The organism is Solibacillus sp. CAU 1738, from assembly GCF_039888725.1.
GTDB lineage: Bacteria > Bacillota > Bacilli > Bacillales_A > Planococcaceae > Metasolibacillus.
In genome coordinates, this window is sequence record NZ_JBDQQN010000005.1 from 48,549 (window position 1) to 60,119 (window position 11,571).

At 35.7% G+C, this 11,571-nt stretch carries 10 protein-coding genes; 7 read left to right on the forward strand and 3 right to left on the reverse strand.

Annotation, left to right across the window (positions count from 1 at the left end; translation table 11 throughout):
• Positions 1-117 precede the first annotated feature (117 nt).
• From AAFN87_RS14675 to AAFN87_RS14685, 3 genes are all read left to right on the forward strand, one after another.
• Positions 118-228, forward strand: coding sequence for a putative holin-like toxin (locus AAFN87_RS14675; protein WP_347791819.1), 111 nt, complete (start codon positions 118-120; stop codon positions 226-228).
• Positions 229-864: 636 nt separating this feature from the next.
• Positions 865-1,740, forward strand: coding sequence for a hypothetical protein (locus AAFN87_RS14680; RefSeq protein ID WP_347791820.1), 876 nt, complete (start codon positions 865-867; stop codon positions 1,738-1,740).
• 21 nt (positions 1,741-1,761) lie between these two features.
• Positions 1,762-2,295: a GNAT family N-acetyltransferase gene (locus AAFN87_RS14685; protein WP_347791821.1), complete on the forward strand. Its 534-nt coding sequence runs from the start codon at positions 1,762-1,764 to the stop codon at positions 2,293-2,295.
• A gap of 722 nt (positions 2,296-3,017) precedes the next feature.
• Here the strand turns inward: AAFN87_RS14685 and AAFN87_RS14690 are convergent.
• Positions 3,018-3,212 (reverse strand): hypothetical protein, encoded by a 195-nt coding sequence (locus AAFN87_RS14690; protein ID WP_347791822.1) that lies wholly within the window; start codon positions 3,210-3,212, stop codon positions 3,018-3,020.
• A 265-nt stretch (positions 3,213-3,477) separates the two neighbouring features.
• Here AAFN87_RS14690 and AAFN87_RS14695 point away from each other — a divergent pair, with 265 nt between their 5' ends.
• From AAFN87_RS14695 to AAFN87_RS14705, 3 genes are all read left to right on the forward strand, one after another.
• Positions 3,478-3,966 carry an NUDIX hydrolase gene (locus AAFN87_RS14695; protein WP_347791823.1) on the forward strand — a complete coding sequence of 163 codons (489 nt, stop codon included), beginning with the start codon at positions 3,478-3,480 and terminating at the stop codon, positions 3,964-3,966.
• Positions 3,967-4,155: 189 nt separating this feature from the next.
• On the forward strand, positions 4,156-4,725 hold the full coding sequence (locus AAFN87_RS14700) for a histidine phosphatase family protein (protein ID WP_347791824.1): 570 nt from the start codon (positions 4,156-4,158) through the stop codon (positions 4,723-4,725).
• A 118-nt stretch (positions 4,726-4,843) separates the two neighbouring features.
• Complete coding sequence (locus AAFN87_RS14705; RefSeq protein WP_347791825.1) at positions 4,844-5,392, forward strand: GNAT family N-acetyltransferase; 549 nt, start codon at positions 4,844-4,846, stop codon at positions 5,390-5,392.
• Between the two features lie 24 nt (positions 5,393-5,416).
• Here AAFN87_RS14705 and AAFN87_RS14710 read toward each other — a convergent pair whose 3' ends face one another.
• Together AAFN87_RS14710 and AAFN87_RS14715 are read right to left on the reverse strand one after the other, a co-directional pair.
• On the reverse strand, positions 5,417-6,586 hold the full coding sequence (locus tag AAFN87_RS14710) for an endonuclease Q family protein (RefSeq protein ID WP_347791826.1): 1,170 nt from the start codon (positions 6,584-6,586) through the stop codon (positions 5,417-5,419).
• Positions 6,587-6,656: 70 nt separating this feature from the next.
• The gene (locus AAFN87_RS14715) at positions 6,657-6,830 is read right to left on the reverse strand and encodes a hypothetical protein (protein ID WP_347791827.1); all 174 of its coding nucleotides are present in this window, start codon (positions 6,828-6,830) and stop codon (positions 6,657-6,659) included.
• A 185-nt stretch (positions 6,831-7,015) separates the two neighbouring features.
• Here AAFN87_RS14715 and rpoB point away from each other — a divergent pair, with 185 nt between their 5' ends.
• Entirely contained in the window at positions 7,016-11,485 is a 4,470-nt protein-coding gene (rpoB, locus tag AAFN87_RS14720) for a DNA-directed RNA polymerase subunit beta (RefSeq protein WP_481886481.1), read from the forward strand.
• The last annotated feature ends 86 nt before the right edge of the window (positions 11,486-11,571 follow it).

Below are 11,571 nucleotides of genomic sequence, written 5' to 3' on the forward strand. Positions count from 1 at the left end.
TCAATTGGAAAGATATAGGATGCTAGATTAGTTTGGATTATGGTAAAATATTTACAGTAGCCAAACATATAGCGGTAAAGTGGTTGGCATTCCCTTCAAGAAAGGGGGTGTTAATAAATGGTGACATATGAAGCAGTGGATTTGATGTTCCAATTTGGAATGTTTTTAGCGACAGTAGCGATGGCTATTTGTGCAGTCATTGCTTTATATTTTAACCAAAAGAAATAACCACCTTCCGCTACCGGCAAGTAGTAAGGTGGTAATTTTGAAACACTTGTATTATTGGCCAACCACAAACGTGGAATGTTGGCTACGCTTTACCGGGTGTAGTAAGCACTCGGTCTTTTTTTATTGTATGTTCAGTATAGCATCTTTAAACATATTATTAAACTTCTACATATTGGCAGTAATCAAAAAGCATATAAACATTTTAAAGCAAAGGTTTTACTCAATCGTGAATATAAAGAAATAGGCGTTCAGCTTGGTAAAGGAAGCGTTGATTGGAATGGAGGGGCGGTGACTCCATGGGGATAGGCACGTGCGGAAAATCCAATTGTTTCGGCCCATCCGAAACAATTTAGTTGAAGCCGTGCCCCCAGGAAAGCGACCGCCCAAGAATGGAAATCAACGCCCCCATTCAAAAAGGATGCAATAAATTTTAATTCTTCGAAATTGTAAACCCCAACATTTGCAAGAGAACTTATAAATCAATCTAGCCTTAATGAAATCGAAGTTGATCAAACTTTGCAACTATAAGTCCTCCTTAATAAAATACGGGAATTTACAAAAATTTACATCTTTTTATGCTGGTAATGTATAATAAAATCACTACTAATAAAAATTCTTAGTTTGAGGTGAACAGTATTGCAGCTGGAAATTATGCAAGTTGAAGAAATTAATGTAATAGCAGTTCAGCATTTAATAGATGAGGAAATGATGCTTCGAATCCAAAAGAAGCGGTATGACACTTTATTTTTAGCATATGAAAAAGAACAAATTGTTGGCGTTGGAATTATTTGGCTAAATAGTTTTCATCCATTTGCTAAATATGCCGCTATTGGTTGCGAAGAAAGTGAAAATACGACATGTATTGAAGATGCGCTATTTGAAAAAATGAGACAGTCAAAGGGCAAGTATCAGCGCATTATTTTTTCGTTTTGGAACACAAATACTAGAATGCAAGCTTTTAGTAATCATTACAAGCTCTCATTGCTTAGAAAAACTTTTTTGCCAAAGCTTGAGGTAGGAGAGCTAGTTACTAAATTGGAAAATATAGTTACACTACAAATGGATCAAATCCTTACATTACAAGAAATTTTAAATACTCCTTCACTCAAGAATAGTTTTCTTCAGCTGCTAAAAACAACATACGAAGAAACTCATTTAGTAAATCCGACTGCCAACCAGTCAATAGTTGAGTGGGAAAGTAGCCTAAATGATCAAGAACCATTACTTGATGAAAGTCTCGTTCATGTACAAACGAGAAATGGGGAGCAAATAGTTACGGCATATATATTATTACATCATGAAGAAGTTTATGAAATCGGCTGGATAGGTGGGCAAGATGATTATATTTTAAAGTCGATTTTACTGAACCAGCTACTCCGATTACACGAAAATGGTGTTTCACATATCGAAGCAGAAATCGACACAACGGATTCGTATGCGATGAAGTTATTTAAATTTCTAGAAATAGAAAGCAAAACTTATCCTACTTGGTTGACATACGCGTATGAATAAAAGGACAGGTGGTAGAGCTATATGAATACTCTAGAATTTAACAAATTAACGGATGAACTAGGGGATTTAATACATTTCATGACAAGCAATGAATGGCCGTATCACTCAGGTGTTTCAACGAAAGAACAAGTAACGAATGCATTTGATAAAGGCTGGTATGGTAATGGGCGTGAAACATTTTGGATAGAGCTAGAGCAGCAAAAAGTTGGTCTTTTAATCATTCATGATATTGAGGATTCTATTCCACTGTTTGACCTTCGCTTATGTGAAAGCGTGCGGGGAAAAGGGATTGGCACGAAATCACTTGTTTGGCTAAAAGATTATATTTTCAATTTACCAGACAAAAAAATTCGAATAGAGGCTTATACAAGAAGCGATAATATCGGCATGCGCAAAACTTTTGCGAAAACTGGTTTCGTAAAAGAAGGGTATTTACGTCAAGCATGGGAAAACGATGATGGCACTTTGTCTGATTCATTATGCTATGCAGTAATAAGAAGTGATTGGGAAAAAGGAATTGTAACACCTATTAAGTTAAACGAGCTACCTTTTTAGTATCTGGCCAACTTAGTGTAGTTTTTCCACAATAATTTAAAGGGAGACAGTCCGCCTCCCTCTAAATTCAAAAATTCTATAGTACTCATATCATAATCTGCCATAACTTTTTCAGTAAGTACGACTGCCATGTCTTTTACTAGTACTTCTACCGCCATCATTCTCCCAACGATCAATGTCCCATCCATCACCGTACCAGTCTTCAGTTATTTCTCCGTCACTTGGTAGGGGAAGAGTTCTTGCTGCCGCAATACTCACAATATCATCAATGACATTTTATACATCATCCTTAATAAAAATTATTTCATATCTATATTATGTCATGCTATATGTTTTAGTTCATAGCAAAAAAAGAAATGGATTTAACTGATTTATTGGTCGACTACTTCCTTACAAATTCTTGCATTTTGGATAGTTATTCTGGTCAACGTGGTACAATAATCTGAACTTATTGTCCGAATGTTTTTAGTTAAACAAATTATAAATTGAAAAATAAAGAAAAAAATAAAAAAAGCATCCAAGGAATGTATTGTCCCTTGAATACTTTTCGCTATTATTATTTTTAGTTCATGTCGAATCTGTTAGACAGATTTTAATAGCGTGGGTATGGATGCGCGAGGTGGTAAGAAATACTTAAGTAATGCCTCTGGTAAGCTATCGCGTAATTACCCCGATATTTTCAGTCGTACGGAGTAATACGCTTTTCCGCTATTGTCAGTTCATTAAACGCCCATTTTTCTACGGGTATTACTTGCTTTTTTAGTTTGCTGGCTTTTCATTTTTTTTGTTGAAAGGTCGGCATTCTTTGTTCCTATTTTAGTTGATGACTGGTTCTTTTTTAATTCAAGCTGTTGCTTCATTGCCTCTTGCAGGCTCATTTTCTGTTTTGGTGCTTCGTTTTGATTATTCTCGGTCATAGTAAATTCCTCCTTTTTGAATACGATAGTTAGTACAGTATACTCTATTTTCTTTTATTTGTATTCATATTTAAAACTTTCGTAATTATGGATCATTAGTATAGTATCCGTTTCTCCTATTTTATATTGTTATTGCAGTTAATTTTATTGGAAGGTACATCAATAATGCCTAATATATTGTTTTAGTTTCCATCTTTTGTTTTATTACAATTAAATATATTATTTATATAATAATGGTAATTTAGAAACCGAGGGGATTGAGTGGATGGAAAGAGTAATGCCGACACATATTGTGGCAGTAGGAGGAATTGTAGAAAATGAGCAGGGTGAGATTTTGTTAGTAAAAACAATACATGGTGGTTGGGTGTTCCCAGGTGGACAAGTTGAAATCGGTGAGAACTTAATTGAGGCATTAGTTCGTGAGGTGAAGGAGGAAAGTGGGATCGATATCGAAGTGATACATTTGCTTAGTGTCATTTCCAATACAGGAACGCATAAATGGCATGATGGTATTACCGATGTTCCTACTAAACTAATGCTTGATTTTGTTTGTAAGTATAAAAGAGGTGACCTATGTACATCAGAGGAAACGACAGCAAGCAGTTGGGTAACCAAGGAAAAGGTACTCGATTACATTAGCGCTCCAGCCATTCGTGCAAGGTATCAAAAGTACTTAGACTTCAATGGAACTATTAACTATACCGAATATGTGACAAGGCCAGAGTTTAACGTAAAATTAGATATCGAAATATGAAAATGAGTATGTTGTTAGATATTTTAATGTAAAAAAAAGTGGATTTATTCAAGTTGCAATTACAATTCAAACGCCAATTCAAACGGCAATGTTGTGAATGCGTGAAATGAAGTTAGTAAATGTTAACTCCATTTTTATAGGTAAATCAGCAACAAAGTTTAGAATAATATATTCCGGGGGGTGGCATGAGTGACGACAATTTATTTAATAAGGCATGGAGAAACAGATTGGAATACTGCGGGGAAAGTTCAAGGATTAACGGATATTCCATTAAATATTAACGGAGAGCAGCAAGCGCAGAAAAGTAGCATGTATTTTGAAAATAAAGCAATTGATGTTATCTTATGTAGCCCTCTATTACGAGCGCGGCGCACAGCCGAAATCATTAATGCACAGTTAGGCATTCAGTTAATTGAAATGCAGGAATTTGCTGAAAGATGTTACGGTGATGCTGAAGGTTTAACAATTGATGAGCGAACAGCAAAGTTTGGTTCAGGCATTATTCCTAATTTGGAATCTAGAGAAGACTTGCAAAATCGAGTTATAAAAGGCATGAATCAAATAGTGAACGAATTCGAAAATCAAAAAATATTGGTTGTAGCTCACGGAGCAGTTATTAATGCAATTTTATATATTTTATCTAAAGGTGAAATAGGTTCAGGCATTACGAGATTGAAAAATGCGTGTATAAGTTGTATAGGTTATAAAAATAATAGTTGGGATATTATTTCGGTAAATGAAGATGCTCATTTACAATAAATATGAAAATTTATGGATTTATCAGGTAGAAAAAGAATTGACAAAATTAGTAAGTACACGTATAGATGAAAGAAGCGATATTTAATTAAGTATTGCATAGAAAAGTGAGGTGCTATAAATGTTTCCATTATTAGAAACCGAAAGACTAGTACTAAGAGAAATTACGAAAGATGATGTCGTGGATATTTTCGCTTGTTTTTCGAACGATGAGGTTACGCGGTATTATGGACAGGAATCTTTGCTAAATATAGAACAAGCCGAGGCGTTCGTTGATTTTTTCTCAAAAAGCTTCACACAAAAAAGAGGGGTACGTTGGGGAATTGAACGTAAAGGAACGACAGGCATAATCGGAACTATTGGCTTTAATAATTGGACATCTAAACATAAAAGAGCAGAAATCGGTTATGAAATACATCCTGATCATTGGAAAAAAGGATATGCTTCAGAAGCGGTTAAGAAAGTTCTATCATATGGTTTTAATGAAATGGAGTTATCCCGAATTGGCGCTATAGTATTTACTGAAAATGATGCATCCAATAAATTACTAAGTAAAATTGGTTTTCAGAAGGAAGGCATCTTGCAACAGTATATGTATCAAAACGGTAAAGCACATGATACTTATATGTATGCAATCTTAAATAATAGTAGGGATGAATCTAATATATAAGCAAATTAGGGAAGGTCTAACTTGTCATTCAAATTGAACCTTCCCATAAACCCCGCCACCACCAATCGAGAAATGTAGTTGACCTGTTCTTGCTAAGTCAATTCTTTCTGCAATCTTTTGCGGTACAACTGTAGCTAATTGTTCAAATGTTGTGCGATGTAAAATGTCCATTTCCGTACCGAATGCGTCGAGTAATTTTTCCATTATTTTTGGTCCAATACCTGGTATGAAATCTAATGGTACTTGATGGATGTATGGCGGTCTAATTCGTTCAGTCGTATGAGGCGAGGACAGCTCCTGAATACGAGTAGACACACCTTTAATAATTTGTTTACTACCGCATACAGGACAAATAATTGCCTTGTCCTTCACATGCACCCCGCATTTAGCACAAACAGTTTGATAATATTTTCCGAGTAAAGGATGTAAACCGTAATTAGTGTGTACAGAGCGATTTTCCTTATTATGTAATGCCTTTTGCAGCTCTACGAAATTAGCATCCGCTAAACGTAATTTTTGATATTCTCGCGCCATTTTTCCAAGAGAGTGAGCGTCTGAATTTGTGACAAATGTATAGTGTTCAAGTTCCTTTATCCCACTTGCCATCTCAGTATCAGAACTAAGACCAAGCTCAATCGCATCAACTAAATTTGGATCAAATACTTCCGCTAAACTTTGTACAACACCTTTACCATATAAGCTTTTAAATGGTGTAAATACATGCGCGGGGATGAATAAACCACCTAGTCCAACTACTTTTTGCTGCAATGATATTCCATCACAATAAATACGCTGTGAACTAAGATGCACATTTTTTACATGTCCACTCATCCAAGCTGAAAATTCCTTCATGACCATAAGTGTTGGGAAGTAAGCTAATACATGAATCGGTCCATGACAATTCGTATCATATATTTCAATTTCAGAGCCTAAAATAAGTGTTGTATCTTCATAGAGAAGTCCGCCATTAGCAAGTGGTACAAGTATTTCCTCTTCAATTAATTGCTCCATTTCCTCAATTACTTCAGGTGAATGACAGTCTATAATACCAACTAAATCGAGCCCCTTTTTCGAGCTTGCTGTTTGTAAAATATTCGCCAAAGTTAGTGTTTTACTACCTGTAATTTTTACTGCTCGCCCCCTCCAAGTACGACCAATATGAATATGTAAATCTGCATAAAAGTCCTTTAACAAAAAAACTCCTCCTCAGTAATAAGAATTTCAAAATAAAAACCTCGCATTGCTGCAAGGCATTGTTTATTGGCTACTGAAAGTGGTCGTTTTTCTGTTTATTCGCCTCATTACTACCGCCCTCATCTGATGAAGCAGTTGCCATTGTTTTATTATAGGCTACAAGAATAATACCCATTTCATCTGCTAGCGAATTAATTTTCTCCAGTTGCTCTGCGTCAAGCTCTGCAAAATTTGTTACCACCATTTAAGACACATCCTTTCTTATGTAATAATGTGCAGTTTGCTATATGTTATACATAGAAATTAGTCCGTAAATTACTAATAATTTGTAGTGTAATAATATTATCCCTTTATCAATAATCAATTGTACGTTTTTGGAAAATAAGCTATGCTAATAGTCATACAGCATAGAGGGTGTGACTTGAAAAAATGGGGAATTTTTCAGAAGATCAAACATTTGAGATCCAACTAAAATTATTGCAAAAACAATTTACTGAATTAGAAAATCAGCATACGAAATTAGAAGTTAATTATACTTCTTTACAATCAACAAATACGAAACTTGCGTATACTTCTAAAGCATTATATGAGCAGGTGCAAACATTAAAAGAGCAGAATATTGAGTTACAGGAGTTGGGTGCGAGCAATACTGTAATTTCCGAAGATTTATTCTCTATACGTGAAAAGCTAGTTCAAACAAATGAAGATTTAAAACAGAGCAACGAAAAATTAGAAGTTGCCAAGGAAGAACTACAAAATGAAAAGTATCATTCAAATGAATTATTACAGCAAAATGTCGCTTTACAACAAAAAAATCAGGAATTGATGAGTATTTTTGAAGAAGTAAAAAAAGAAAATCAAGAACTAGCATTCAAATTTGACCAAGTGGAAAAAAATCACATAAAGTTAGTTTCTGAAAAAGAACAAGCAACTCAACATATTGAAGAGCTTTACGAGCAATTATCTGCTCTAAATCAACAGCTAGATATTGAAGAAACTCCAAGTATTGTGAATACAATTGAATTTGTACAAGGGTACTCAGATATAGAAGAATCACAACAACAATTTGCAGCAACAATATTTGAAACTGGCACTTTCCAACAAAACGATTCAAACGTTATTTTAGCAACAGGCATAAATCAGCCTGAAGACTTTGACATTCAATCTAAGATAGAAGGTCAGAATAATGTATTGGCTAGAACAATGAATATTGAGTTAGATGATTTTGCAAATGAGTCAGATTCTCTTTCACAACGAAATGAGGATATCGAACGGCAAATATTTGCTTATGCTATACATAAAAACCGTCGTGAAAAACTAAAGGAACTTGGTCATACTGCATGCGAAAAGCCTAGTATTATAAATTGTAATATAGCTTTAAACAATCCACATAGAAGACAGTTTGGCACACCAGAAGTAGAATTGCCAAGCTTAAACGAGATTCAAACAGCTTCTTATGAGTGGTTCCTTACAGAAGGATTGCGCGAGATGTTCCACGACATTTCTTCAATTGAAGATTTTGCAGGCAATCTTTCACTTGAGTTCGTCGATTATTTTTTGGGAGAACCTAAGTATGATGTTGATGAATGTAAAGAACGTGACGTAACTTATGCTGCGCCATTACGCGTAAAAGTACGTCTTCACAACAAAGAAACAGATGAAGTAAAAGAGCAAGACGTCTTCATGGGTGATTTCCCATTAATGTTGGAAACGGGCACATTTATTATTAGCGGTATCGAACGCGTTATCGTTTCACAGTTAGTTCGTTCACCAAGTGTTTACTTCCATGATAAAACTGACAAAAACGGTAAAAAAGGCTTTAGCGCTACAATAATTCCAAACCGTGGTGCGTGGCTTGAGTATGAAATAGATGCAAAGGATGTTGTCTATGTTCGTATCGACCGCACACGTAAACTTCCTGTAACTGTTTTATTACGTGCTTTAGGTTTCGGTTCAGATCAAGAAATCATCGACATTATCGGAGACAATGAATACCTTCGCAATACGCTTGAAAAAGATAACACAGAAAGCACTGAAAAAGCGCTTCTTGAAATCTATGAGCGTTTACGCCCAGATGAGCCACCAACAGTTGAAAGTGCGAAAAGCTTATTGTATTCTCGTTTCTTCGATGCAAAACGCTACGATTTAGCGAATGTTGGTCGTTATAAAATGAATAAAAAGCTTCATATTAAAAATCGTTTATTCAACCAAACGCTTGCAGAAACGCTTGCTGACCCAGAAACAGGCGGAATTTTAGTTGAAAAAGGTACAGTTCTTGATCGTCGTAATCTAGATAAGATTATTCCTTATTTAGAAAATGGCATCGGTTTCCGTACGTTAACACAAGTTGGTGGTGTATTAGAAGAAGACATTACTGTACAATCAATTAAGATTTATGCTCTAAATAATGAAGCAAAAAAAGAAATTAATGTAATCTCAAACGCCTACATTGATGAAGAAGTGAAGACCATTACACCAGCTGATGTAATTGCTTCTGTCTCATACTTCTTCAACTTACTATATGGCGTTGGTAATACAGATGATATTGATCATTTAGGTAATCGTCGTTTACGTTCAGTTGGTGAGTTATTACAAGACCAATTCCGTCTCGGTTTATCTAGCATGGAGCGTGTAGTACGTGAGCGTATGGCAATAAATGATACTGCGGCAATTGTGCCACAGCAATTAATTAATATCCGTCCTGTTATTGCATCAATTAAAGAGTTCTTTGGTAGCTCTCAATTATCGCAATTCCTGGACCAAACAAACCCACTTGCAGAGTTAACGCACAAACGACGTCTAACTGCATTAGGTCCAGGAGGGTTAACAAGTGAACGTGCAGGAATGGAAGTAAGAGATGTTCACTATTCTCACTACGGTCGTATTTGTCCGATTGAAACGCCTGAGGGACCAAACATCGGTTTGATCAACTCGCTTTCATCGTTTGCGAAAGTGAATAAATTCGGCTTTATCGAAACACCATATCGTCGAGTAAATCCTGAAACGGGTCAAGTAACAGATCATATCGACTATTTAACAGCAGATGAGGAAGATAACTACGTAATTGCACAAGCGAACTCTTTATTAAATACAGACAGTATGTTAACTAAAGATATGGTGATATGCCGGATTGCAGGACAATTCAAAGAGTTAAGTCGCCATCACATTGATTATGTGGATTTATCTGAAAATCAAATTCTATCTATAAGTAGTGCACTTATACCATTCTTGAATTCAACGGATAGCACAAGAGCGTTAATGGGAGCTAATATGATGCGCCAAGCATTGCCCTTACTAAAGTCAGAAGCTCCTCTTGTCGCAACAGGGATAGAGCAAATAATAGCCAAAAATAGTAATACAGTAGTGGCCAAATATGATGGAATTGTTGAGCACATCGAAGCTCGTTCAATCCACGTACGTCGCATTGAAAATATTGATGGTAAAGAAGTAAAAAGTGATTTAACAAAATACCGTTTACAAAACTATAAAAGAACAAATCAAGGGACGACTAAATACCAAATTCCGATAGTCAAAATAGGGAATAGGGTTCGACCAGGAGATATTCTTGTTAATGAAGGCTCGGTGTATAATGGTCAATTAGCACTTGGAAAAAATGTTATGGTTGCTTATATGAGTTGGGAAGGTTTTAATTTTGAAAATGCAGTCATAATTAGTGAAAGGCTAATAACTGAAGAAATCTTTACGACTACACATATTGAAGAATACGTATTAGAATGTCGCGAAACTAAGCTTGGACTTGAAGAAATTACAAATAACATTCCAGATGTTCCAGAACAAGCACTTCGCAATTTAGACGACCGGGGAATTATCCGTATTGGTGCGGAAGTTTTTGAAGGCGATGTTTTAGTTGGAAAAGTAACGCCTAAAGGGATTACAGAAACTACGACTGAAGAACGCTTATTACATGCTATTTTCGGTGAGAAAGCACGCGAAGTACGTGATACTTCATTACGTGTACCTCACGACGCTGGTGGTATTGTTTTAGATGTAAAACTATTCAACCGTGAAGACGGAGATGAATTACCACCTGGCGTTAATCAATTAGTACGTGTCTACATAATAAAAAAACGTCCATTAAAAGTAGGCGATAAGTTAACGACTCGACATGGCAATAAAGGGGTTGTTTCCGTTATATTGCCGCAAGAGGATATGCCGTTTATGCCTGATGGGACACCTATTGATGTAATTTTAAATCCGATTGGAATTACTTCACGGATGTTAATTGGGCAGCTATATGAAACACATTTAGGCTATGCTGCTGCTAAATTAAATACTCCTGTAATCACAAGTTCTTTTAGTGGTGCGACGAATAAAGATGTATCCCTTTTCCTAGATGAAGCTGGATTAAGTGTAGATGGTAAAACGATATTATATGATGGCCGTACTGGAGAACCATTTGATCAAAATATTACAGTTGGCATCCTTTATATGAGTAAACTAGCGCATATGGTAGACGATAAATTCCACGCCCGTTCAACTGGGCCATATTCACTTGTTACCCAACAACCACTTGGAGGTAAAGCACAATTAGGTGGACAACGTTTCGGTGAGATGGAAGTATGGGCCCTTGAAGCATACGGTGCTGCGTACACATTACAAGAGATTTTAACTGTAAAATCAGATGATGTTGTCGGTCGTGTGAAAACATATGAAGCGATCGTTAAAGGTGAAAGTGTTCCAGAGCCAGGTGTTCCAGAATCATTCAAAGTATTAATTAAAGAGCTTCAATCTTTAGGTATGGATGTAAAAATGCTGACAATCAACGATGAAGAAGTAGAACTTCGTGATCTTGACGAAGAAGAAGATTTTCAACCGGCGGATGCATTAAATATAATTCCTCCAGAGAAAGAAAAAGACTCAGTCGAATCTATTGAATAATATTATCAAACATCTTATTTCATTGAAGTAAGATGTTTTTTTCTTTTTTTTGAAATTATTTTCCACCTAAACCCGTTATGATAAGT

Coding starts and splice junctions, on each gene's coding strand:
- AAFN87_RS14705 (WP_347791825.1), top strand. CDS start 4,844: ATGTTTCCATTATTAGAAACCGAAAGACTAGTACTAAGAGAAATTACG.
- AAFN87_RS14695 (WP_347791823.1), top strand. CDS start 3,478: ATGGAAAGAGTAATGCCGACACATATTGTGGCAGTAGGAGGAATTGTA.
- AAFN87_RS14685 (WP_347791821.1), top strand. CDS start 1,762: ATGAATACTCTAGAATTTAACAAATTAACGGATGAACTAGGGGATTTA.
- AAFN87_RS14690 (WP_347791822.1), bottom strand. CDS start 3,212: ATGACCGAGAATAATCAAAACGAAGCACCAAAACAGAAAATGAGCCTG.
- AAFN87_RS14715 (WP_347791827.1), bottom strand. CDS start 6,830: ATGGTGGTAACAAATTTTGCAGAGCTTGACGCAGAGCAACTGGAGAAA.
- rpoB (WP_481886481.1), top strand. CDS start 7,016: ATGGGGAATTTTTCAGAAGATCAAACATTTGAGATCCAACTAAAATTA.
- AAFN87_RS14675 (WP_347791819.1), top strand. CDS start 118: ATGGTGACATATGAAGCAGTGGATTTGATGTTCCAATTTGGAATGTTT.